Annotated in this window: 22 protein-coding genes and 1 pseudogene; 11 read left to right on the top strand and 12 right to left on the bottom strand. The window is 66.4% G+C overall.

What is annotated here, in order from left to right:
* Positions 1 to 16 precede the first annotated feature (16 nt).
* On the bottom strand, positions 17 to 370 hold the full coding sequence (folB, locus tag IEQ11_RS02170; RefSeq protein WP_036112582.1) for a dihydroneopterin aldolase: 354 nt from the start codon (positions 368 to 370) through the stop codon (positions 17 to 19).
* 58 nt (positions 371 to 428) lie between these two features.
* Positions 429 to 1,602, bottom strand: a pseudogene (gene tsaD / locus IEQ11_RS02165) (tRNA (adenosine(37)-N6)-threonylcarbamoyltransferase complex transferase subunit TsaD).
* 148 nt (positions 1,603 to 1,750) lie between these two features.
* On the opposite strand from tsaD, the gene rpsU reads away from it, so the two are divergent.
* From rpsU to dnaG, 6 genes are all read left to right on the top strand, one after another.
* Entirely contained in the window at positions 1,751 to 1,966 is a 216-nt protein-coding gene (gene rpsU / locus IEQ11_RS02160) for a 30S ribosomal protein S21 (RefSeq protein WP_031371286.1), read from the top strand.
* 250 nt (positions 1,967 to 2,216) lie between these two features.
* Positions 2,217 to 2,663, top strand: a complete 447-nt coding sequence (locus IEQ11_RS02155) for a GatB/YqeY domain-containing protein (protein WP_036112471.1) — start codon at positions 2,217 to 2,219, stop codon at positions 2,661 to 2,663.
* Positions 2,664 to 2,845: 182 nt separating this feature from the next.
* On the top strand, positions 2,846 to 3,118 hold the full coding sequence (locus IEQ11_RS02150; protein WP_194735222.1) for an SEC-C metal-binding domain-containing protein: 273 nt from the start codon (positions 2,846 to 2,848) through the stop codon (positions 3,116 to 3,118).
* 453 nt (positions 3,119 to 3,571) lie between these two features.
* Positions 3,572 to 4,477, top strand: a complete 906-nt coding sequence (locus IEQ11_RS02145; RefSeq protein ID WP_046660199.1) for a YihY/virulence factor BrkB family protein — start codon at positions 3,572 to 3,574, stop codon at positions 4,475 to 4,477.
* 94 nt (positions 4,478 to 4,571) lie between these two features.
* The gene (locus tag IEQ11_RS02140; RefSeq protein WP_191823512.1) at positions 4,572 to 5,198 is read left to right on the top strand and encodes a glutathione S-transferase family protein; all 627 of its coding nucleotides are present in this window, start codon (positions 4,572 to 4,574) and stop codon (positions 5,196 to 5,198) included.
* Positions 5,199 to 5,386: 188 nt separating this feature from the next.
* Complete coding sequence (gene dnaG / locus IEQ11_RS02135) at positions 5,387 to 7,216, top strand: DNA primase (protein ID WP_191823511.1); 1,830 nt, start codon at positions 5,387 to 5,389, stop codon at positions 7,214 to 7,216.
* A 473-nt stretch (positions 7,217 to 7,689) separates the two neighbouring features.
* Here dnaG and IEQ11_RS02130 read toward each other — a convergent pair whose 3' ends face one another.
* The gene (locus tag IEQ11_RS02130; protein WP_191823510.1) at positions 7,690 to 8,826 is read right to left on the bottom strand and encodes a dipeptidase; all 1,137 of its coding nucleotides are present in this window, start codon (positions 8,824 to 8,826) and stop codon (positions 7,690 to 7,692) included.
* A 182-nt stretch (positions 8,827 to 9,008) separates the two neighbouring features.
* Between IEQ11_RS02130 and IEQ11_RS02125 the strand changes: the two genes are divergently transcribed.
* The 4 genes from IEQ11_RS02125 to IEQ11_RS02110 all read left to right on the top strand — a co-directional run bounded on the left by IEQ11_RS02125 (position 9,009) and on the right by IEQ11_RS02110 (position 14,273).
* Entirely contained in the window at positions 9,009 to 10,988 is a 1,980-nt protein-coding gene (locus IEQ11_RS02125) for a S9 family peptidase (protein WP_191823509.1), read from the top strand.
* Between the two features lie 565 nt (positions 10,989 to 11,553).
* Positions 11,554 to 12,501 carry a DNA/RNA non-specific endonuclease gene (locus IEQ11_RS02120; protein ID WP_191823297.1) on the top strand — a complete coding sequence of 316 codons (948 nt, stop codon included), beginning with the start codon at positions 11,554 to 11,556 and terminating at the stop codon, positions 12,499 to 12,501.
* A 38-nt stretch (positions 12,502 to 12,539) separates the two neighbouring features.
* Entirely contained in the window at positions 12,540 to 12,914 is a 375-nt protein-coding gene (locus IEQ11_RS02115) for a hypothetical protein (RefSeq protein ID WP_036112484.1), read from the top strand.
* Positions 12,915 to 13,265: 351 nt separating this feature from the next.
* Positions 13,266 to 14,273, top strand: a complete 1,008-nt coding sequence (locus IEQ11_RS02110; RefSeq protein ID WP_191823298.1) for a bile acid:sodium symporter family protein — start codon at positions 13,266 to 13,268, stop codon at positions 14,271 to 14,273.
* Positions 14,274 to 14,703: 430 nt separating this feature from the next.
* Here the strand turns inward: IEQ11_RS02110 and IEQ11_RS02105 are convergent, their stop codons facing one another.
* The 5 genes from IEQ11_RS02105 to IEQ11_RS02085 form a co-directional block, all read right to left on the bottom strand.
* Positions 14,704 to 16,014, bottom strand: a complete 1,311-nt coding sequence (locus tag IEQ11_RS02105) for a Xaa-Pro dipeptidase (protein WP_191823299.1) — start codon at positions 16,012 to 16,014, stop codon at positions 14,704 to 14,706.
* A 56-nt stretch (positions 16,015 to 16,070) separates the two neighbouring features.
* Positions 16,071 to 17,003, bottom strand: a complete 933-nt coding sequence (locus IEQ11_RS02100) for a heme o synthase (protein WP_096412059.1) — start codon at positions 17,001 to 17,003, stop codon at positions 16,071 to 16,073.
* The gene (locus IEQ11_RS02095; RefSeq protein WP_096412056.1) at positions 17,003 to 18,151 is read right to left on the bottom strand and encodes a COX15/CtaA family protein; all 1,149 of its coding nucleotides are present in this window, start codon (positions 18,149 to 18,151) and stop codon (positions 17,003 to 17,005) included. Before IEQ11_RS02095 ends, IEQ11_RS02100 begins: the two co-directional genes overlap by 1 nt.
* 79 nt (positions 18,152 to 18,230) lie before the next feature.
* Positions 18,231 to 18,824 (bottom strand): hypothetical protein, encoded by a 594-nt coding sequence (locus IEQ11_RS02090; protein WP_096412052.1) that lies wholly within the window; start codon positions 18,822 to 18,824, stop codon positions 18,231 to 18,233.
* Complete coding sequence (locus IEQ11_RS02085; protein ID WP_096412047.1) at positions 18,821 to 19,561, bottom strand: SURF1 family protein; 741 nt, start codon at positions 19,559 to 19,561, stop codon at positions 18,821 to 18,823. The genes IEQ11_RS02090 and IEQ11_RS02085 overlap by 4 nt, the downstream gene beginning before the upstream one ends.
* Before the next feature lie 192 nt (positions 19,562 to 19,753).
* Here IEQ11_RS02085 and IEQ11_RS02080 point away from each other — a divergent pair, with 192 nt between their 5' ends.
* Complete coding sequence (locus IEQ11_RS02080) at positions 19,754 to 19,981, top strand: twin transmembrane helix small protein (protein ID WP_036112601.1); 228 nt, start codon at positions 19,754 to 19,756, stop codon at positions 19,979 to 19,981.
* Positions 19,982 to 20,371: 390 nt separating this feature from the next.
* Here IEQ11_RS02080 and IEQ11_RS02075 read toward each other — a convergent pair whose 3' ends face one another.
* The 4 genes from IEQ11_RS02075 to ctaD form a co-directional block, all read right to left on the bottom strand.
* Positions 20,372 to 21,250: a cytochrome c oxidase subunit 3 gene (locus IEQ11_RS02075; protein WP_096412044.1), complete on the bottom strand. Its 879-nt coding sequence runs from the start codon at positions 21,248 to 21,250 to the stop codon at positions 20,372 to 20,374.
* A gap of 31 nt (positions 21,251 to 21,281) precedes the next feature.
* Positions 21,282 to 21,941 (bottom strand): cytochrome c oxidase assembly protein, encoded by a 660-nt coding sequence (locus IEQ11_RS02070; RefSeq protein WP_191823878.1) that lies wholly within the window; start codon positions 21,939 to 21,941, stop codon positions 21,282 to 21,284.
* Positions 21,938 to 22,069, bottom strand: coding sequence for a hypothetical protein (locus IEQ11_RS25860; protein WP_281439902.1), 132 nt, complete (start codon positions 22,067 to 22,069; stop codon positions 21,938 to 21,940). Before IEQ11_RS25860 ends, IEQ11_RS02070 begins: the two co-directional genes overlap by 4 nt.
* Positions 22,070 to 22,145: 76 nt before the next feature.
* Entirely contained in the window at positions 22,146 to 23,774 is a 1,629-nt protein-coding gene (ctaD, locus tag IEQ11_RS02065) for a cytochrome c oxidase subunit I (RefSeq protein ID WP_096412036.1), read from the bottom strand.
* Positions 23,775 to 23,788: the final 14 nt, after the last annotated feature.

The raw sequence follows: 23,788 nt of genomic DNA, 5'->3' as shown, positions 1-23,788 counted from the left end.
AGCTCGACAACTCAGCTCACCCGCGGCTGCGCTCGATCGACACCCCGACCCCGCGCGCGTTGCGGATCGCGCCGGGCTTGCTCAACTTGAGCCGGACCCGGGCGACCTTGAACTCATCGAGCACGATCGCGGCCACGCGTTCGGCCAGGGTCTCGACCAGGCCGAACTGCGACTGCGCGACGAACTCGGTGATGCGCGCGCACACCGCCGCATAGTCGAGCGTGTCGCCGATCGCATCGCTGGCCGCGGGCACGCGGTTGTCGAACGCCATCTCCAGATCGAACACCAGCGGCTGGCGAATGCCGCGCTCCCAGTCGTAGATGCCGATCACGGCTTCGATTTCCAGGCCTTCTATGAAAACGTGATCCATGAGTTGAGAGCCGGGAATGGGGAATGGGGAGTCGGGAATCGGAAAAGCGGTTGCGGCGCTATCTGAAGCATCGCGTTCGGATCGGGGATCGTTCATGGCGTTTGCATTCAACGAACGACAAGAGCGGCGAAACGCGGGGCGCTAGCATGCCACGGGCCGCACGAATGCGCCGTCCGATTCCCGACTCCCCATTCCCGATTCCCAGCTCCTCACACCGCCCGCAACAACGCCATATCCCAGCGCGGCGTCACCTTCACCGCGGCCTCTTCGTGCTGCCCGGCCTGCAATCGCAGCGCGCCGGCGTAGGCGATCATCGCGCCGTTGTCGGTGCAGAACATCGGCCGCGGGAACGCGACCCGGCCGCCGCGCTTTTCCGCCATCGCGGCGAGCTTGGCGCGCAGGCGCGTGTTGGCGCCGACGCCGCCGGCGACCACCAGGGTCTTGCAGCCGGCCGCGTCGAGCGCGCGTTCGCACTTGATCGCCAGGGTGTCGACCACCGCGTCCTCGAACGCGCGGGCGATGTCGGCGCGGGTCTGCTCGGTCTGGTCGCTGTTCTGCCAGGCCAGCAGCACCTGGGTCTTCAAGCCGCTGAAACTGAAATCCAGGCCGGGCCGGTCGGTCATCGGCCGGGCGAACTTGAACTTGCCGGGGGTTCCCAACGCGGCCTGCGCCGCCAGTTGCGGGCCGCCCGGGTACGGCAGGCCCATCAGCTTGGCGGTCTTGTCGAAGGCTTCGCCGGCGGCGTCGTCGAGGGTCTCGCCGAGCAGGCGGTACTGGCCGATCCGTTCGACCGCGACCAGCTGGGTATGGCCGCCGGATACCAGCAGGGCCACGAACGGCGGCTCGGGGCGGCCGAGCGGGTCGTCCTCCATCAGCGGCGCGAGCAGATGGCCTTCCATATGGTGGACACCGACCGCCGGCACCTCCAGCGCCCAGGCCAGCGCGCGCGCGACCCCGGCGCCGACCAGCAGCGCGCCGACCAGCCCGGGGCCGGCGGTGTAGGCCACCCCGTCGAGCTCGTCCACGCCCAGCCCGGCCTCGGCCAGGGTCTGGCGGACCAGCGGCAGCAGTTTGCGCACGTGGTCGCGGCTGGCCAGCTCGGGCACCACCCCGCCGTACTCGGCGTGCAAGGCGATCTGGCTGTACAGGGCGTGCGCGCGCAGGCCGGTGTCGGTGTCGTAGACGGCCACGCCGGTCTCGTCGCAGCTGGTCTCGATACCCAGCACTTTCATCGGGACGGGCCCTGGGAGGGGGCGGGGAAAGCCGTTTTCTGGGAGAATGTCGCGTTCATGGGGTGTATGTTGCACCTTCGGCGGGGGCATCGCTATAATGCGCGGCTCTCCCGGTCCTCCGGGCCGGTCCCAGATAACGAGATTACGTATGCCCAGCGTCAAAGTCCGCGAAAACGAGCCTTTCGAGTTTGCCCTGCGTCGCTTCAAGCGCACCTGCGAAAAGGCCGGCGTCCTCGCCGAAACCCGCAAGCGCGAGTTCTATGAGAAGCCGACCCAAGAGCGCAAGCGCAAGGCTGCCGCGGCGGTGAAGCGTCAGGCGCGCCGCGCCTCGCGCGACGTCACCAAGCGCCAGCGCTTGTACTGATCGCGCATTCCGCGCATGGCCAGCTTCGCGGCTGGCCCTGCATGGGATGACCATCAAGCCGGCCGCGCCTTGTGCGCTGCCGGCTTTTTGCGTTCCACGCTGGAAGAGCGGGAATGGGGAATCGGGAGTGGGGAATCGGAAAGGCAACCGCCACCGCCCCACCTCACCCCATCCTGCCGCCGCCGCGCGGTCCGTGACCGATTCCCGATTCCCGATTCCCGATTCTCCATTCCCGATTCACGAGCCCCTTATGAGCCTCAAGCAACGCCTCACCGAAGACATGAAGGCCGCCATGAAGAGCGGCGACAAGCACTCCCTGGGCGTGATCCGCCTGATGAATGCCGCGCTCAAGCAGAAGGAAGTCGACGAGCGCATCGAGCTCGACGACGTGGCGGTGATCGCGATCCTCGACAAGATGGTCAAGCAGCGCCGCGACTCGGTCAGCCAGTTTGAGGCGGCCGCGCGCGAAGACCTGGCCCAGGTCGAACGCGAGGAGATCGTGGTGATCGAACGCTACCTGCCGGCCAAGATGGGCGAGGCCGAGGTGCTGGCGGTGATCGAAGCGACCATCGCCGAAGTCGGCGCGACCGGCCCGGCCGACCTGGGCAAGCTGATGGGCCCGCTCAAGGCCAAGCTGGCCGGCAAGGCCGACATGGGCCAGGCCTCGGCGCTGGCGAAGAAGCGTCTGGCCGGCTGAGCCGCGCCGCAAGACACGCCGCTCTCCTGGACGAGAGTGGCCTTGGAACCCCGCAGGCGCCGCGTCCGTGGCGCCTGCGATCCACGCCCGCAAGGGCCGCACACCCGGAGGTGCACCATGAAACGCAAGACCACCCACCGCGACTGCTTTCGAGCCGCTGCTGTCCGAGATTACGCCGGCGTTTGACGCCGCGGCCTGCTTTCGAGACCGACTTCGAAGCGGCATCCCACGATAACGATCGCGGCATCGTCGACACCGCGCTCGACGCGGCGCCCACGCGTGAAATCACCCGCAAGCGCCGCAAAGGCTTCCCCTCCGAATCCCGGGTCAAACGCGGCCGGCGGCTGGTCCATGGCGACAAGGAACTGGTCGAGAAGCTGGGCCGCAACGATCCCTGTCCCTGCGGCTCCACGCGGAGGTTTAAGGAACTGTTGCCTCGGCGCCGGGCGGTATGAAGGGGTCGAGCGCGACGATTACTTCCGTGATTGATCGCTTCGGCGGCTGAGAATGGCCGCGGTGATGGCCGTCGCGTCGCTTGCTTGCAGGCGGCGCGATGGTTTTTTTGCCGCGGTCGCGGCTCATGGCCGAAGGAAATCCAGCAGGACGCCGCTCCCACACGGGATATATGGCATTCGGCCTCGGCTTGTAGCGGCGAATCGCCGCACCCGCATCGACCCGCGCTCCGCCTGAACCCCACCCGCGCGATCTGCACACCACGCCGACGCGCCGCTAACCCGATTGGCGGATACTGAATGCGACGCCGCACGCGCCGCCATTACTTCCGCATGCCCGTAAATCCCGATCCGCCGACCTCGCCCGCGACCGAGCACGCGCCCCCACGCGATGCCGCGTCGCGCGCCTCCAACCCGGACCTGCGCAGCGGCGCCGGCGAGTTCGCGCACGAGACCATGGAGCGCATCCACGCCCTGCAGGCCCGCCTGGAGCAGAGCTGGCCGGGCAAGTTCGTGCAGCGCTTCGTCGATTACGACATCCTCGCCCTGGCTGCGGCGCTGTCGTTCTACACCCTGCTGTCGCTGGCGCCGCTGATCCTGATGGTGCTGTGGCTGACCACCGCGCTGTATCCGTCCGCGCAGGAAGAATTTTTCCGCCAGATCGGCCTGCTCGCCGGCAGCCAGGTCGAAAGCACGGCGCGGCTGATCGTGGAAAACGCCGAAAACCGACCGGGCACGGGTTCGTTCGCCGCGTTGCTGGGCACGGTGGCGCTGTTGGTCGGCGCCTCGGCGGTGTTCGGCCAATTGCAGGCCGCGCTCAACCGGGTGTTCCGCAGCGACGCCAAGCGCCTGGGCGGGCTGGCCGCGTGGCTGCGCAAGCGCCTGCTCTCGTTCGGCATGGTCATCAGCGTCGGCTTTTTGCTGGTGGTGTCGATGGCGGTGCAGGCCGCGCTGCAACTGCTGATCGCCTACGTGCCCGACCTGCTGCCGGTGTTCGCCGCGGTCGCCTCGTTCGTGCTGTACGCGCTGGTGTTCGCGGCGATGTACCGCTGGCTGCCCGACCGACCGGTCAGCAAGGGCCGCTCGCTGGTCGGCGGCGCGCTGACCGCGGGCTTGTTCATGCTCGGCCGCAGCGCGATCGGCCTGTACCTGGGCCAGGCCAGCCTCGGCACCGCCTACGGGCCGGCCGGCGGCCTGGTGATCATGCTGGTGTGGATGTACTACTGCGCGGTGGTGTTTCTGCTCGGCGCGCTGATCACCGCGATGCTCGACGAGCACGCGCGGGTGCGCCGGCGCCTGGCCGAGGAGCGCAAGGCGGCGGGATTGGCCGCGCACGACGCCGCAACCTCCGCCGGAACATAGACGGCCCCGACCGCCGCGCGGCGAACGCGGCGCCTGTCGATTCCGCGCGTGCCCGTTCGTCGCCTGAGTATCCGCAGCGCAAACGAGGACACCGATGGAAATCCACTGGATTCAAGCCCAGGCCCCGCGCCGGGTGCTGGCCCTGGTCAAGCACCTGGGCATCGAGGCCGAGCTGATCGAGCACGACCTCATGGCCGGCTCGATGAAACACCCCGACTACGCCGCGCTCAACCCCAACATGAAAGCGCCGACCCTGGTCGACGGCGACGTGGCGCTGTGGGAAGCCTCGGCGATCATGGCCTACCTGTGCATCCGCGCCGGCTCGGACATGTGGCCGGCGCACCATCCGGCCGAACAGGTGCAGGTGCTGCGCTGGCTGTCGTGGAACGACTGCCACTGGGCGCCGACGATCGATGCGCATTATTTCGAATACATCATCAAGGGCCACTACGGTTTCGGCGAACCGGACCTGGAGCTGCTGCAATCGCGCCAGCGCGACATCGCCAAGTACGCCGGCGTGCTCGACGGCCACTTGCAAGGCCGCGATTTCGTCGCCTGCGGCCGGCTGACCATCGCCGATTTTCAGCTCGCCTCGATGGCGACCTATTGGCGCCAGTGCCATCTGCCGCTGGGCGACTACCCGAACATCGTGCGCTGGCTGGACGGGCTGATGCGGATTCCGGCCTGGGCCGAGCCGTGGCCGGGTCGGCCGGGGTTGTAGGCGCGGCGGCATCGAGCGCTCGGGCGTCGGATTGACGCCCGGCCCACAGACATCCAAGCCCGATCCGCGGTGGCGGCGCAGGTCCGCCTGAAGCCCGCCCGATCCCGTCGCGGCCTGAGCGCGCCGCTCATGGCATCCTAGTCGCCGATCCGCAACGAGTTCCGCCGCCCTTCGCGGGCGCCCCCGGCATGGCCCGCATCCCCGACGGCTTCATCGACGACCTCCTCGCCCGCACCGACATCGTCGAGGTGGTCGGCGCGCGCGTGCCGCTGAAACGTAAAGGAAAGGAATACTCGGCGCGCTGCCCGTTCCACGACGAGCGCTCGCCGTCGTTCTGGGTGTCGCCGACCAAGCAGTTCTATCACTGCTTCGGTTGCGGCGCACACGGCACCGCGATCAGCTTCCTGATGAACTACGACCGGCTGGAGTTCCTCGACGCGGTCGAGGAATTGGCCAAACGGGTCGGCGTGGAAGTCCCGCGCGACGCTCGCGGGCGCGATGAGAACTCCGATACTCAGGATCTGTTCAACGCGCTGGAAGCCGCGCAGCGTTTCTTCCTCAAGCAGTACGCCAGCAGCGGCAAGGCCCAGGGTTATCTCGACAGCCGCGGAGTCAGCATCGACATCCGCGACCGCTTCGGCATCGGCTACGCGCCCGACGGCTTCAACGCATTGCGCGATGCGCTGGGCACCGACGAGCGCCGGATGAAATTGCTCGAACGCGGCGGCATGCTGTCGAAGAACGACAGCGGCCGGGTCTACGACAAATTCCGCGACCGGGTGATGTTCCCGATCCACGACCGGCGCGGACGCGTGATCGCCTTCGGCGGCCGCGTGCTCGACAAGGAAGACGGGCCGAAGTACCTCAACTCGCCGGAAACCCCGCTGTTCCACAAGGGCCGTGAGTTGTACGGCCTGTGGCAGGTGCGTCAGACCCACAACAAGATCCCGCGCCTGATCGTGGTCGAGGGCTACATGGACGTGATTGCGCTGTTCCAGCACGGCGTCGACACCGCGGTGGCGACGCTCGGCACCGCGACCACGCCCGACCATGCCGAGCTACTGTTCCGCAACACTGCCGACGTGTATTTCTGTTTCGATGGCGACCGCGCCGGGCGTAGCGCGGCGTGGAAAGCGGTGGAATCGGTACTGCCGCGGATGAAGGACGGGCGCCAAGCGTATTTCCTATTCCTGCCCGACGGTGAAGATCCTGATTCACTAGTACGTACCGAAGGCTCGGAAGGTTTCAACCGACGCTTACGCGAAGCAATGCCGCTTTCTGAATTTTTTTTCCAACAGATAGGACATGAGGTAGACGTAACTACTCCCGACGGAAAATCGCGACTGGCTGAAAAAGCGAAACATCTTCTGAAAACAATTCCCGATGGAGAGTTCAGGGATCAGATGGAGCAACTGAGTCTCAGGAAGACTGCTACCGTTTCTGTTTCCGAGACCGCATCTGCAAGAGTTAAAGAGTACGCGCAGCAACTTGGAGAGGATTTACGAGCCATAGCTAAAGGCGAAATTCCTAAGGGATACGCCATACCTCCCCTTAGAGGGGTTAGCAACCGTTACGTGGCTGCGCCGCCGGCCCCCAAACGCAGCCTTGTACGTAGTGCTATAGCTATAGTTCTGCAAAAGCCTTCGCTGGCCGCTGGACTGACCCCGCCGTATCGCTTCTCCGCCTTGCGCCAGCCGGGCATCGACCTGCTGACCGAGATCGTCGAGGTGGTGCAGCAGCGCCCGGAAATCAGCACCGGCGCCTTGCTCGAACACTTCGCCGAGCATCCGCAGTCCGGCGCCTTGCAGAAGCTCGCCAGCCAGAGCCTGCCGGGCAACGACGACACCTTGCAGCGCGAGTTCTTCGATGCGGTGGGGCAGCTGGAGAAGCAGATGGTCGAGCAGCGGCTGGCCGAGTTGCAGATGCAGCAGGGCGAGACGGGGCTTGGCGATGAGGAGAAGCGGGAGTTGCTGGCGTTGTTGCAGGCGCGGTTGAGTCGGCCGCGGGCGCCGGATTGATTTGGGATTTGGGATTTGGGATTTGGGATTTGGGATTTGGGATTTGGGAATCGGGATTTGGGAATCGGGAATCGGGAATCGGGAATCGCGGATCGGGAATCGGAAGTCGGTATCTGGATCGTTCGTAGTGAGTTGCGGTTGCGGTTGCGGTCAACATCACACGCATTTGCAAACAGCGCGTTTGCCGGAGCCTATCCGCTCACAAAGCTCTGCGCCCACTCCTACCGTCATTCCCGCGAAGGCGGGAATCCAGTGCCTTTCGTGCGAGACCGTTTGAAGTCGCTGGATTCCCGCTTTCGCGGGAATGACGTTCTGGACGGATGACGCTGACGTCTTGGATTCCCGCCTTCGCGGGATGACGTTCTGGAAGGATGGCGCTCAAGTCACTGGAGTCCCGCTGTCGCGGGAATGACGATCTGAGGGCAACGCGGTCCTTTAAGGATTCACCGGGTGCAGGCGTTTCCGCTTAACCCTCACCCCCAGACCTGCCCCATCACCCGCGCAAAATTCCCGCCCAGGATCTTCCCGATCCGCGCATCCGAATGACCACGCGCCGACAACAATCCGGCCAGCGTCTCGAACCGGCGCGGGGTGTTGAGGTCGGGGATGTACAGATACACCGTCTCGCTTTCGCCCGGCGCGGAGATGCCCAGGCGGCGACGGTCGCGGATGTCTTCGCGATGACGCGCCTTGTACTTCTCGCTCAGCTCCACCGGCGAGAGCATGTTGTCGGTGCCGATGCCGACGTGGTCTTCGCCGCAGATCTTCACCGCGTGTTCGATATGCCGGATCAGGTCGGCGGCCATCGGCTGGCCGCTTTCGCGCAGGAACGGCATCAGGTAGATGCCGACCACGCCGCCGCCGTCGGCGACCGCGCGCAATTCGGCGTCGGTCTTGTTGCGCGGACGCTCGACCAAGGCCGCGCAACCGGTGTGGCTGATCAACACCGGCGCCTTCGACGCGGCGATCGCCTCGGTCGCGGTGCGGCGGCCGCTGTGGGCCAGGTCGATCAGGATGCGGCGCTCGTTGAGGCGTTCGATCAGGTTATGGCCGAAGCGGCTGATGCCGGCGTTGCCGGCTTCCATGCAGCCGTCGCCGACCAGGTTGCGCACGTTGTAGGTCAGCTGCACCGTGCGCAGACCGATACGATGGAAATCGTCGACGCGTTCGAGCTTCTCGCCGATCGGCGCGCTGTCCTGGAATTGATAGACCACGCCGAGCTTCTTCTCGCGCCGCGCGCGTTCCAGGTCGGCGCCGGTGCGCACGCGCGCGAACACGTCCGGGTGCCGGTCGATTTCGTTTTCCCACAGGCCGATGCTGCGCACCGCTTCTTCGTACGCGCCTTCGTACTGCGCGACCGGGCCGACCGTGGTCTGTATTACGCGCAGGCCGCTGCCGCGCGCTTCGTCGATCAACCGCTGCGACAAGGCCTCGCCGGGCCCGGCGTCGGCGTCGCCGATGAAGCCGCAGCCGTCGATCACCATCGCCTCGTCGTACGGCGCCCAGCGCGGCGGCGACATCGCTGCGCGCAACGGACCGGCCGCGCCGGCGGCGAACGCGGCCGCGCCGGCCAGCGCGCCGCGGATCAAAAACGACCTTCGATCGAGCATCGACCTTCTCCCTGGACGCGGCATCCGGCGTGACACCGGTCCCGCACTCTAAGCCAAACGCCGACGGGTTCCGTCCGTGACTTTCGGGATGGATCACAGCGGCGGCGCGGCGCGCTAAGCTCAGGGTCCGTGCGTCAGCGCCGCGGGGCGGACGCCCACTCGACACACCGGGGAGAACGACGATGTCGCTGCGCCATGCCCTATCCGTCAGCGCGCTCGCGCTGGCATTCGCCCAACTCGCCTACGCTCCTGCCCACGCGCAGGATGTTGCACGCACGGAACAAGGCAACCGGGTCAGCGAGAACGTACCGGCGATCAGCCCCGAATTGCTGGAGCGGCTCAACCGCTACCAGAACACCCGCGGCGCCGGTTTCGCCGGCTGGACCCATGACGGCTGCGTGCTGATCGGCACCCGCTTCGCAGAAACCACCCAGGCCCATCGCGTCTGCCAGCCGCTGGGCATGCGCGAGCAGCTGACTTTCTACCCCGAGCCAGTCAATCGCCTCACCGCCGCGCCCGGCGGCTTGAACGGCTTCGTGTTCGGCAAGGACGTCGGCGGCAACGAGTTCTGGCAACTGCACTGGTTCGACCTGGGCTCGCGTCAGGTGAGCCTGCTGACCGACGGCAAGTCGCGCAACGACGGGCCGCTGTTCTCGCACGACGGCAAACAGCTCGCTTACAGCAGCACGGTGCGCAACGGCAAGGACACCGACGTGTGGGTGATGGACTTCGCCACGCGCAAACCGCGCGCGGTGGTGACCGAGGGCGGCAGCTGGGACGCGGCGGATTTCTCGCCCGACGGCAAGCAGTTGCTGGTCAGCAAGTTCGTCTCGGCCAGCGAAACCTATCCGGGTCTGGTCGACCTGCAGACCGGCAAGCTGGAAATGTTCCCGGTCGACGGCGGCAAGGCGGCGATCAGCGATTTCCGCTTCGCCAAGGACGGTCGCGCGGTCTACTTCGTGTCCGACGAACCGATCGACGGCAAGGCGCAGGAGTTCACCAGTCTGCGCCGGCATGATCTTTCCAATCACAAGATGCAGGTGCTCAGCGCCGATATTCCGTGGGATGTGGGCGGCGTGTCGCTGTCGCAGGACGGCAAGCACCTGTTGTTCGTCAGCAACGAGGACGGCATCAGCAAACTGCATGTGCTGTCGCTGCCCGATCATAAGCCGGTGAAACTGCCGGAGCTGCCGATCGGCGTGATCGGCGGCGTCGACTTTTCGCCGGACGGCAAGCGCATCGCGGTGTCGATCAATACCGCGACCTCGCCCAGCGACGTGTACGTGATCGATCTGGGCAGCCGCCAGCTCGCGCGCTGGACCCGCAGCGAAGTCGGCGGTCTGGATTCCAGCCAGTTCGTCACCCCGACCCTGGTGCGTTACCCGACCTTCGATCAACTCGACGGCAAGCCGCGCACGATCCCGGCGTTCTACTACAAGCCCGCGAACGTGCCGGCCGGCAAGAAGCTGCCGGTGGTGATCCAGATCCACGGCGGCCCGGAAGGCCAGGCGCAGCCGACCTTCAACGCGACCGCGCAGTTCCTCGCCAACGAACTCGGCGTGGCGGTGCTGGTGCCCAACGTGCGCGGTTCATCGGGCTACGGCCGCACCTACCTGGGCCTGGACAACGCCGAGAAGCGCGAGGATTCGGTCAAGGACATCGGCAGCCTGCTCGACTGGATCGCCAAACAGCCTGAGCTCGACGCCCAACGCGTCGGCGTGCATGGCGGCAGTTACGGCGGTTACATGGTGCTGGCCTCGCTGATGCATTACAGCGACCGTATCCGCGCCGGCGTCGACATCGTCGGCATCTCGGATTTCACCACCTTCCTCAACAACACCGAGGCCTACCGCCGCGACCTGCGCCGCGCCGAGTACGGCGACGAGCGCGTGCCGGAAATGAAGGCGGTGTTCGACCGGATTTCGCCGCTGAAGAACGCCGGCAAGATCCGTTCACCGTTGTTCGTCGCGCAAGGCAAGAACGATCCGCGGGTGCCGTACACCGAGGCCGAGCAGATCGTCAAAGCGGTGCGCGGCAATGGGCAGCCGGTGTGGTTTTTGATGTTCAACGACGAGGGGCATGGGTTTCAGAAGAAGGCCAATGCCGATTACTTCAGTGCGGCGACCATGGAGTTCTGGCGGCAGCATTTGATCGGGAAGTGAGGTTGCTGGGTTGTTGGGGTTGCCGGGTTAGGAGCTAAAAGCGACTCCCCCCTGCCCCCCTTTTGCAAAAGGGGGAAAAGCGGGACGTGCTTTGTCGGGTGGGATGCGTCGCAATGCGACTTCCGACTTCCGACTTCCGACTTCCGACTCCCGAATCCCGAATCCCGAATCCCGAATCCCGAATCCCGAATCCCGAATCCCGAACAAAATCATCGCCCCCTTTGAAAAAGGGGGCGAGCGCCCCGCGCCGGCACGAAGTCGCGGCGCCTCATCAGCGCGGGGGATTTTCGCGACACCCCGCCTGCGACGCGACCTGGATCGCTACATCCGATCCATTCAACCCATCGATTCCACCGCGATCAGACGACGTCGAAGATTCGACCCGTAGCCGTCGCGAAGCGGGGGAATGCCTATCCCTCAAGCCCCTGCGACTGGCCCGGCCGGATGGGACCAACCCTGGCCGAAGTCATTGAATTGAAATACATACCAGGGGTTTTCCCCACTGGGATCCCGGCGCATTAATGGCTAACTTCCTGTGTAACCAATGCATAGTCAGGCCCCGTCGATGACCGACCCGATCAGCTCGCGCCCCGCCTTCGAGCGCCTGCCGCCGTTGGACCCGTCGGCGCAGTCGTCGGCCGGGGCGATCACGCCGCAGGCCTTGCGCGATGCCGACCCGGCGCAAGCGCGCGCCGCGACCGAGGCGCTGACGCCGCCGCAACTCGACAGCTTGCGCGAGCAGGTCGATGCGCTGCCGCTGGCCGAGCGCGACACGATCGCGCAGGACCTCGCCGGCAAACTCGACGCGCCGCAACTGCATAAGCTCGAAGCCGCATTCGGACGCGACACCATCGCCGGCGCGGTCGAACGCAGCAGCGGGCCGCAGGTGCGCGATGCCTACGCGGCGCTGCCGCGCGACGACGGCGACGGCGGCCTGGTCGACAAGCTCAAGCAATGGCTGGGCCTGTCGCCGTCATCGCAGGACGGCACCCGCGAAATCTCCGCCAGCGTCGTCAACCCCGACAGCGGCGAGGTCAACGACGCGGTCTGGACGGTCGACTCGCAAGGCCGGCCGATTCACGCCGAGGGCACCTTGCGCACCGTGTTCAGCAAGCTCGAACGCAGCGACGCGGAGACCGAGGCGCAAGGCGCCGCCGCCGATCGCGGCATCGAAGGCGACCAGGGCGGCCACGTGTTCGGCCACCGCTTCGTCACCGATCAGGGCCTGAAGAACCTGTTTCCGCAGAACGGCAACTTCAACATGGGCGCCTACAAGACCCTGGAAAACGAATGGGCGGCCTGGGTCGACAAGGGCATGGACGTGCAGATCAGCGTCGATCTGACCCCGCGCAACGTCGATCGACCGGACCGGGTTCGCATTTCCTATGAGGTCATCGACCCGAGCGACGGCAGCAGGGTTTACGATCAACGCGTCAGCTTCGACAACCGCGCCGGTCAGCACTACGACCGGGTCGACGGCAGTCAGATGGACGACATGATCGCCGCCGGTTGAACGCCGGCGCGCCCTTACCGATACGCCCAAGGCAGGACATGAACAGAGACGAATTGCTTGGCGAGATCGCGCGCCTGATCGTGGTCGACCCCAAGGCCGGCGAACGGCCGTGGGACGGTTACGCGCTGATCGCGTGGTACGGCGACGGCATCAGCCGCCTCAACGGCTTCCGCTACGACAAAGGCCAGCCGGGCGAACCGCTGACGCCGTCGGGCGTGGAGATCGAAAACCGCCTGGAGGAACTGCGCCGGGTCACCCAGGTCAAGGACAAGGCGCCGTGGCGGGTGTGCATCATCCGCATCAACCGCGAAGCGGCCGAAGTCGCGATCGACTTCGAGTACGAAGAACCGGGCAAGTGGTACGTGACGCCCGACAGCGCGGCGGAGATCGCGGACAAGGTCAAGCCTTGGTGAGGTGAGGGGTGCGTTCGCGGGTGCGCAATCCGCACTCGCGACGCTAGCTCCGCCCGCCCCCTGTAGGAGCGGCGCGAGCCGCGACCGCGGCAATGAAACCTCGCCGCAAAGGCGAGGCCGACCGCCACCCATCACCGACCCAGGCCAGAACCGTCGGGATGCGAAGTGGCGCTGTCGCGGCTCGCGCCGCTCCTACAGTGCGAAACCCACGATCGCCGTGGGTGAGAGCGCCACGACAGGCAATGGACCGGACGACATGCGCCGGCCAGAATGCGGACGATACCCCCGGTTGAACCACACACACGCCGACCCCGCGAATCCCGAATCCCCAATCCCGAATCCCCGCCTCCAATGCACTGGCTAAAACGTCTGCGCGTCGACGCCTTCACCCTGGCCCTGCTGGGCGCGGTCGCATTGGCCTGGTGGTTTCCGGTCCGCGGCGTGTCGGCCGGCGCCCTGGACGATTTCACCAATGTCGCCATCGCCGCGCTGTTCTTCCTGCACGGCGCGCGCCTGTCGCGCGAGGCGATCCTCGCCGGCGCCTTGCACTGGCGATTGCACCTGGTGATCTTCGCCAGCACCTTCGTGCTGTTTCCGCTGCTCGGGCTGGCGCTGCGGCCGCTGTCGGGCCATTGGCTGACGCCGGAGCTGTACCTGGGTCTGCTGTTCCTGTGCACCCTGCCCTCGACCGTGCAGTCCTCGATCGCGTTCACCTCGATGGCCGGCGGCAACGTGCCGGCAGCGGTGTGCAGCGCCTCGGCGTCGAGCCTGCTGGGCGTGTTCCTGACCCCGCTGCTGATGAGCGCGCTGGCCGGCGCGCATGGCGCGATGGCGAACCCAGGCGAAGCGATCGGCAAGATCATGCTGCAGTTGCTGGTGCCGTTCGTGGCCGGGCATCTGCTGCGGCGCTGGATCGGCGCCTGGGTGGAACGCCAGCGCGCGGTGCTGCGCTACACCGACCAGGGCACGGTGCTGCTGGTGGTGTACACCGCGTTCGCCGCTTCGGTCAGCAGCGGCCTGTGGCAGAACACGCCGCTGGGCGCGTTGTACGTGGTGATCGGCGTATGCGCGCTGCTGCTCGCGGCGGTGATGCTGACCACCACCTTCGCCGCGCGCCGGATGGGATTCTCGCGCGAGGACGAAATCGCGATCGTGTTCTGCGGCTCGAAGAAGAGCCTGGCCACCGGCGTGCCGATGGCGAAGATATTGTTCGCGAGCAGTACGCTCGGCGCGATCGTGCTGCCGGTGATGATCTTCCATCAACTGCAGTTGATCGTGTGCGCGCATATCGCGCGACGTTATGCGCGGCGGGCGGCGCAGCAGCGGGCGCAGGTGGCGCCGGAACAAGTTGCGGATTAACCAGCCGTTCGAATCCACAACGAACGGTTCCCCTCTTTGGTCAGGGGGCCAGGGGATTTGCTTTTCGATCAGATCGCGACGCCGGCGACGAAAGAGCAAATCCCCCGCGCTATGCATCGGCCAGCAACGATTTGACGCCGGGCGCCGCTCCCTTTTTCAAAGTGGGCAAACCTCAACGCGCTCGAATGATGGAGAGCCCGGCATCCACTCGCCCTTGCGGATCCACAACGAAGGGCTCCCCCCCTTTGAAAAAGGGGGGCCAGGGGGGATTTGCTTTTCGATCAGATCGCGACGCCGCCGACGAAAGAGCAAATCCCCGCGCTATGCATCGTCCAGCAGCGATTTGACGCCGAGCGCCGCCCCCTTTTGCAAAGTGGGCAATCAATAGCGCTCGACTGAGGGAGCGCGTCGCAACCACCCGCCCAAACGCTCAACGCACGTCCTTCACCACCTCGCCGCCCTTGATCACCACCGGCACCGAGGCCAGCAAGGCCACGTCCTGGGTCGGATCGCCGGCGACCGCGATCAGGTCGCCCCAGCGGCCTTTCTCGATGATGCCGACGTCCTTGCGGCCCAAGGCCTCGGCCGCGTTCGCGGTCGCCGCCTGGATCGCCTGCGCCGCGCTCATGCCGTAGCGGGTCATGATCGCGAACTGGCGGCCGTTTTGCCCGTGCGGGTACACGCCCGCGTCGGTGCCGTAGACCATCTTCACCCCGGCCGCATGCGCGCGGCGGAAATTCTCGCGCTGGATGTCGGCGACTTCACGGTCCTTGCGCAGGTTGTCCTCGAGCACGCCGTTCTTCTTGCCCTCGGCCTGGGTGTAGTCGGTGTTGTAGATGTCCATCGACAACCACGCGCCGTGCTGCCTGGCCAGGCGAATGCCTTCGTCGTCGATCAGGCTGGCGTGTTCGATGGTGTCGACGCCGGCGCGGATCGCGTCGCGGATGCCGCTGGCGCCGTGCGCGTGCGCGGCCACGCGCAGGCCCCACTGGTGCGCTTCGTCGGCGACGGCCTTCATGTCTTCAAAGCTCATCTGCTGCTGGCCCGGCTCGGTATTGCGCGAGAACACGCCGCCGGTGGCGCAGATCTTGATCACCTGCGCGCCGTACTTGCGCAGCTCGCGCACGCGCTGGCGTGCCTGTTCGGGCGAGTCGGCGTTGTACGGGCTCTTCTGATTCATCGACGGCGGGAAAAAGGTCGAATCGCAATGCCCGCCGGTGGCGCCGAAGGAATACGCCGCGGTGACGATGCGCGGGCCGCGCAACAGGCCTTCGTCGATGGCCTGGCGCAGGCCGACATCGTTCCACGCATCGGCGCCGACGTTGCGCACGGTGGTGAAGCCGGCATCGAGGGTCTGCTGCGCGTGCTTGACCGCGAGCACCGACCAGAAGCGATCGTTGAACTGCAGGCCGGTGTAACCGCCGTAGCTCGGATCGGAATCCAGGTGGGTGTGCATGTCGATCAGGCCCGGCAGCAAGGTCATGCCGGCCAGGTCCAGGCGTTTGATGCCCTCGGGTACGGCGTCGCCGACGCGGCCGACCTCGACGATGCGGCCGTCGCGGATCAGCACCTGCGGCCGGTCGATCAACTTGCCGCTGCGCGCGTCGAACAGCCTGGCCGCGGTCACCACCAGATCGTCGGCCGCCGACGCATTGGCTGGCGATGGGGTCTGCGCCGACGCCGCGAAGGCGACGGCCAGCGGCAGGAGCGCCGTGATGGAACGAAGGACCGGATTCCTCATCGACAGCATCTCCCCCTGGTTTTCGAATGGTGGTCGCGCGTTCGGCGCGCGACCGATCAACCCACCTGGCGCAGCTCGAACGCCGCGGCCGGCTGCAACGCCGGCAGCATCCAGTGGTCGATCATCAAGAACGCGAACAACGCCATCAAGTAGACGATCGAGTAGTTGAAAACCCGCATCGCGTACAACTCGTCGGGCGGGTCCATCAGTTTCCAGGCGTAGTACAGGAACATCGCGCCGAGCACCAACGCGCCGCCCAGGTAGAACACGCCGCTCATGCCCACCGCCCACGGCATCACCGTCACCGCCACCAGCAGCACGGTGTAGAACAGGATCTGCCAGCGCGTGTACTGCACGCCGTGGGTGACCGGCAGCATCGGCACCATCGCGCGCGCGTAGTCGGCGCGGCGGAAGATCGCCAGCGCCCAGAAATGCGGCGGCGTCCACACGAAGATGATCAGCACCAGCAGCAGCGCGTGCGCCCAGTCCCACGGCCCCTGCATGCCGGTGACCGCGGCCCAGCCCAGCAGCGGCGGCGCGGCGCCGGCGACGCCGCCGATCACGATGTTCTGCGGCGTGGCGCGCTTGAGGAACACGGTGTAGATCACCGCGTAGCCGATCAGCGAGGCGAAAGTCAGCACCGCGGTGATCACGTTGACCCACAGCACCAGGATCAGCATCGAGGCGGCGGCCAGGATCAACGCGAACACCAGCGCCTGGGTCGGCGATACCTGGCCGGCGACGATCGGCCGCCACGAGGTGCGCGCCATCTTGGCGTCGATGCGCGAGTCCAGCAGTTGGTTGATCGCCGCGGCCGAGGACGCGGCCAGCCAGATGCCGAGAAAGCCCAGCACCGACTCGCGCAACGGCGGCCAGCCCGGCACCGCCAGGAACATGCCGACGATCGCGGTGAACACGATCAACGCGACCACGCGCGGCTTGGTCAGCGCCCAGTATTGCCTCGCGGTGGGACGGCTGGTGGCGTTCATCAGGTCTCCGGCGTGCGCAGGCGCGCGAGCAGCGACACCAGCACGAACAGCAGCAGCACCGCGCCGGCGTTATGCGCGACCGCGACCGCGAGCGGCAGGCTGAGTTTGACGTTGGCGATGCCCAGGCCGACCTGCAGCAGGGTCAATGCGCCCAACAGGCTCGCCCAACCGCGCATGCCCGGGGTGCGCAGCAGCTTCACCATCAGGCCCAGCAAGTACACGAACACGACCATCGCCATCGCCCGGTGCGCGAGCTGGATCGCGATGCGCGCCTCGCCGTCGAGGATGCCGCCTTCGTAGTCCACGCCGATCCCGCGCCACAGCACGAAGGCTTCGCGGAAATCGTGGCGCGGCATCCACTGGCCGACGCAGGTCGGGAAATCGTTGCCGCAGGCGAGCGCGGCGTAATTGGCGCTGGTCCAGCCGCCGAGCGCGATCTGCACGCCGAGCACGGCGATGCCGAGCATGATCAGGCGGCGCACGCTGACCGCATCGGCCAGCCGGATCGGCTGATTGGTCGCGCGCCAGGCGATCCACACCAGCAGCGAGAAGGTCAGCAAGCCACCGAGCAGATGGCCCATCACCACGATCGGCTTGAGCAGCCAGGTCACCGTCCACATGCCCAGCAGGGCCTGGAAGATGATCACCGCCAGGGTCAGCGCGCTGGCGCGCGACAGATCGGTATTGCTCCAGCGCAAGGCCGCGGCGAGCAGGATGCCTTCGCCGACGATCGCCAGCGCGGACGCGGCGACGTGCTGGCCCTTCATGTACAGCGGGATCGCGATCGCGACCACCACAGCGGCCAGCGCGATCTGCAACATGCCCTTGCTGCGCCGGCGCGCCGACACCAGCGCCAGGGTCAGCACCAGCACGCCGAGCAGGCCGGCGATCATGCGATGGAATTGTTCGCGCCAGGCCTTGTGCACTTCGACCGGGCGGATCGCGGTCGCGGCGTGGTCGCCGATCTCGTGCGCGGTGCTCGGCCACGCAGCGCGGCCGTAGCAGGTCGGCCAGTCCGGGCAGCTCAGGCCGGCGTTGGACAGGCGCACGAAGGCGCCGAACACGATCACGCACAAAGCCAGCGCGACGGCCAGCCAGGCGATGCGATGGAAATTCTTGTACAGGCCCGAAGCGCTCAGGCCGGTCATGCTCGCTACGCTCATTCGAAAACTCTTTCCTGCTCGAGGCTTGCGATACCGGGGCCAGCGCGCCGCGCCGGCCCACCGATCACATCAGTTTCAGCAGCTTGACGAGATCCTCGCGCAGACCGCCCGGTTCGAAGCCGGGAGCGTAGCGCAGAATCACGAAGCCGTTCGGGTCGATCACGTACACCGGCGTGCCGGCCGGATCGTTCAGGCGCGGCAGCCGGGCCCGCGTCGACTGCGAATCGGCCAGCAGCCGCAGCGACGGCGGCCGCGCGGCCCCCTCGGGCAGGGCGCCGAACCACAGGATGTCGACTTGGTCGGCGTCCTTGCCGAACAGCTGCCACACCGTGTCCAGCTCGCGCGACAGTTTGACGCAGGCATCCAAGCAACCGGGCTGGGGCGCGACCACGATGCGCCACACCCGCGCCTGCGGCTGCCACGGATAGGGCTTGCCGTCCACGAAGCTCGGCGGGAGCCTGCGCAGGTCCGGCTTGGGATCGAGCAATTCGCCGTGCTGGCGGGTCACCGCCGGATGGTGGTCGGTGAAGCGCAGGATCCCGGCGACCAGCATCGGCACGAAGAAGAACGCGGCGATCAGGATCAACACCAGCCGGTTGCGGTTGCGCTGACGGACCGACGCGGGGTCGGTGGGAAGGGTGTCGGTGGGGGTAGTCATGGGTTCGCGGCGTCGGGACGGGTCCGCTTGCGGCGGAAAGTAAGGATCAAGGCCGTGGCGAGCACCGCCAGGGCCAGCGCGTACCACTGCAGCGCGTAACCGCGATGCTGCTGCGGCGGCAGGGTGTTGGCGAGCAATTCCAGATCGCGCTCGTAGCCGAGCTTGATCGCCGGGTCCAGGCGCAGCACGCGCGGCGCCAGCGGCACCGACAAACCAGTGGTGCTGGCGATCGCGGCCGGGTCGACCCGGGTCAGCAACCAACCCTCGCCCTCGCGGCCGATACCGGCGCCCAGGGCGATGCCGCTGGACGGCGGCGCGGTCAGCAGGCCGCTGAGCGCGAACTCGCCCTCGGGCTTGGCGATCACCGGCAGCTTGCGGTCGCCGGCCAGCGGCAGCCAGCCCAGGTCGACCAGCAGCGGGCCGCTCTGGCGCGGCAGGAAGATGCGGTACACGCGCACGCCGGCGCGGCCGTTGCGCTGCTGGTTGTCGAGCAGCAGCGGGCCGCGCGCGTCGAACGTGCCAAGGCCCGAGGCCCAGTCGTAATCGCGCAGCCGCGCCGGATCGTCGGCGAGCGCCAGCGGCTTGGGCCGGCGATCGTGCAGCACCGCGGCGGCGGCATCGAGCATGGCCTGCTTCTCGACCGCGCGATGCGACTGCCAGCGGCCCAGGCTGGCGAACACCGCGATCGTCGCCAGCGCCAGGATCCAGCCGAACAGCAGGGTGCCGCGGCGGCTCATCGCGCGCCATCCGTGTGGGTGACGACCGCGTGGGTGGCTAGAGCGCGCATGTCGCCAATGCAGTGGCGGCGACCGCGCCCGACACCGTCATGACGCTGCGACCCGATGCCGCACTCGGCGCAGCCCGCGAATCGGAGCGATAATGCCGCCTTCGCATTCATGCGCGCACCGCGCGCGCCCGAGGAGGCCGCGATGAACGAGTCGCTGAAGATCCTGCTGGTTGTCGCCTTCCTGATCGTCATCGTGTGGAACCTGGGCGCCGGTCTGTATTACATGCTGGTGGACAAGGGTCAGAGCAAGCGCACCGTCAACGCGCTGACCCGTCGTATCGCGCTGTCCGTCGCGCTGATCCTGCTGGTGGTCCTGGCGATCTACATGGGCTGGATCACGCCGCATGGGGTGGGGTCGAATCCGAATTGAGGCGGGCTGGCGGCTGGCCGAAATAGGCTGGCTGATCACGCTGGCAGCGGCGGGAACTGTTATTGCTTTTCAAGCACAGGCCGCACGAAAGCCGTAGAGCCACAACAGTTCGGCGTCTCTCAAGATCGTCATTCCCGCGAAGGCGGGAATCCAGTGACTTTCGTGCGAGAACGTTTGAAGTCACTGGATTCCCGCCTTCGCGGGAATGACGGTCTTGGGGGCGTCCCTACTCGACGCACTCACCGCTTTGAATGCCTTCAGACCTGCACATCGCAGGCATCGAGCGCGTCTGCGGAAAGAAACAAACGCAACACCGCCACCACTACCCAAAAAACGAAAGGCCGGCAGCGCCGGCCCTCGTCATGATTTTGCCGTTCGTCCGTCGCGCGCTTACAGCACGTAGACGAACAGGAACAGGCCCAGCCACACCACGTCGACGAAGTGCCAGTACCAGGCCACCGCTTCGAACGCGAAGTGGTTGTCCTTGTCGAAATGGCCCTTGAGGCAACGGAACCAGATGATCGCCAGCATCAGCGTACCCAGGGTCACGTGCAGACCATGGAAGCCGGTGAGCATGAAGAAGGTCGAACCGTAGATGCCCGAACCCAGGGTCAGGTTCAGCTCGGTGTAGGCGTGGATGTATTCCTCGGCCTGGAAGAACAGGAAGGTGCAGCCCAGCAGCACGGTCAGGCCCAGCCAGAACAGCAGCGCCTTGCGGTGACCGCCCTTGAGCGCGTGGTGCGCGGCGGTGACGGTCGAACCCGAGGTCAGCAGGATCAGGGTGTTGAGCAGCGGCAGGCCCCACGCCGGGATGGTCTCGAACGCGCCGCCGACGCCGCCGGGGCCGCTGCTCGGCCAGGCCGCGCTGAATTCCGGCCACAGCAGGCTGTTGGTCATCACGCCGTCGCCGTCGCCGCCGAGCCACGGCAGCGCGAACTGGCGCGCGTAGAACAGCGCGCCGAAGAACGCGGCGAAGAACATCACTTCCGAGAAAATGAACCAGACCATGCCCATGCGGAAGGACACGTCGACCTGCTTGTTGTAGTTGCCGCGCACCGATTCGCGGATCACGTCGCCGAACCAGCCGAACAGCACGCCGATCATCAACGCGATGCCGACGAAGAAGGTGGGCTTGCCCCAGCTGACTTCGTTGAGCCAGCTGGCGACGCCGATCATGGTGGTGAACAGCCCGATCGAACCGAGGAACGGCCAGCGGCTGCTGTGCGGCACGTAGTAGATGTTGGCGTCTGGCGTGTGGGCGTGGGCCATGGCGGCGTTCCGTTGGTGATTAGTGCGAGGCTTACGGCGCCGCCAGCGGCGAGGCCGGCGTCTTCGACGTCGCCCCCTGCTGCAGGCGCGCGGTCAGCACGTCGTTCTTGAAGAACGTGTAGGACAAGGTGACCGTTTCGACATCGGCCGGAAGATTCGGGTCGATGATGAAACGCACCGGCATTTCGCGCGCTTCGCCGGCCTGCAGGGTCTGGGCGGTGAAGCAGAAGCATTCGGTCTTGTTGAAATAGCCCGACGCGCGCGCCGGCGCCACCGAGGGCGAGGCGCTGCCGACGATGGCGCGGTCGGTGGTGTTGCGGGCGTAGTAGGTGGTCTCGTACTGCTCGCCCGGACGCACCTTCATGCTCAGCTGGTGCGGCTTGAAGTCCCACGGCAGCTTGGAATTGACGCTGCCGTCGAACTGCACGGTGACCATGCGATCGGCGACCGCGTGCCCGCCGAGGTCGGCATCGGCCACGCCGCGTTCCAGGCGGATGCCGAACACCTTCTCGCAGGCGATGCGGTACATCGGCACCAGCGCGAAGGTGAAGGCGAACGCTCCGAGCGCCACGCCGACCATGATCTTGGTCATCTTCGGGCCGGACTGGGCGCGGGCCTGGTTCAGATCACGCTGCCGCAGATCGCCCTGCTCCACGCCGGACCGATCGCCCTTGGACTCGTGCGCGCTCATCGGTTCAGCACCCCGAGCGCGATGAAGCCGACATACACCGCGATCGCGGCCAGCCCGAACCACAGCGCGGTGCGGCGCGCGGCCGAACGGCGTTGGGTCAGATCGGTCTGGTCGGTCGACTGGGTCATGGCGGTCTTGTTGGCAGGGCGTGCTGCGCTCGTTCGCCGGGGCGTTCGAGCGCGGGCCTCACCCGATCATGCGCTCTTAGTGGGTGATGTCGCCGTGGGCCAGATCGCCGTCGCGGATGACCGGCGGGGTGCCGAAGGTGTGGTGCGGCGCCGGGCTCGGCACGGTCCACTCCAGGCCCTTGGCCGATTCCCACGAACGCGCTTCGGCCTTGACGCCGTAACGCTTCGAATGCAACAGGATGCCGAGCATCATGAACGGGGTCAGGAACATGCCGAACGCGCCGATCGAGCTGATCAGGTTCCAGTCCGCGAACACCACGTTGTAGTCCGGGATGCGGCGCGGCATGCCGGCCAGGCCCAGGAAGTGCTGCGGGAAGAACAGCAGGTTGACGAAGATCATCGTCCACCAGAAATGGAACTTGGCCGCCGCCTCGCTGTACATGCGGCCGGTCCACTTCGGCCACCAGTAGTAGACCGCGGCGATGATCGAGAACAGCGCGCCGGTCACCAGCACGTAGTGGAAGTGCGCGACCACGAAATAGGTGTCGTGGTACTGGAAGTCGGCCGGCACGATCGCGAGCATCAGGCCGGAGAAACCGCCGATGGTGAATAGGATCACGAACGAGATCGCCCACAGCATCGGCGCTTCGAACGAGATCGAGCCGCGCCACATGGTGGTGACCCAGTTGAACACCTTCACGCCGGTCGGGACCGCGATCAGCATGGTCGCGAACATGAAGTAGATCTCGCCACCGAGCGGCATGCCGACGGTGAACATGTGGTGCGCCCACACGATGAACGACAGGAACGCGATCGAGGCGGTCGCGTACACCATCGCCTGATAACCGAACAGCGGCTTGCGGCTGAAGGTCGGGATGATCTCCGACACCACGCCGAACGCCGGCAGAATCATGATGTAGACCTCGGGGTGACCGAAGAACCAGAAGATGTGCTGGAACATCACCGGGTCGCCGCCGCCGGCCGCGTTGAAGAACGAGGTGGCGAAGAACTTGTCGGTCAGCAGCATCGTCACCGCGCCGGCGAGCACCGGCATCACCGCGATCAGCAGGAACGCGGTGATCAGCCAGGTCCAGCAGAAGATCGGCATCTTCAGCAGGTCGACGCCCGGGGCGCGCATGTTGAGGATGGTGGCGATGACGTTGATCGCGCCCATGATCGAGCTGATGCCCATCATGTGGATGGCGAAGATCGCGAAGGCCACGTTGGAGCCGCCCTGCAGCGACAGCGGCGGGTACAGCGTCCAACCGCCGGCCGGCGCGCCGCCCGGCAGGAACAGGGTCATCAGCAGCAGGGTGAAGGCGAACGGCAGGATCCAGAACGACCAGTTGTTCATGCGCGGCAGCGCCATGTCCGGCGCGCCGATCTGCAGCGGGATCATCCAGTTGGCCAGGCCGACGAAGGCCGGCATCACGCCGCCGAAGATCATCACCAGCGCGTGCATGGTGGTCATCTGGTTGAAGAACTCGGGCTTGACGAACTGCAGGCCCGGCTCGGCCAGTTCGGCTCGGATGATCACCGACATGCCCGCGCCGATGATGAACATCACGAAGCTGAAGATCAGATACAGCGTGCCGATGTCCTTGTGGTTGGTCGAGAAGAACCAACGCTCGATGAAGCCCTGCTGGTGGGCATGATGATCATCGTGGTCGTGATGATGATCGGCGACGGGGTGCGTGGCTGCCATGGCCTACCTCTGAG

Origin of the sequence: Lysobacter capsici, from assembly GCF_014779555.2 — a bacterium.
In the GTDB taxonomy this organism is placed as follows: Bacteria; Pseudomonadota; Gammaproteobacteria; order Xanthomonadales; family Xanthomonadaceae; genus Lysobacter; species Lysobacter capsici.
Note: the sequence above shows the minus strand (reverse complement) of the source record. Positions and strands in the feature narration are given on the sequence as shown.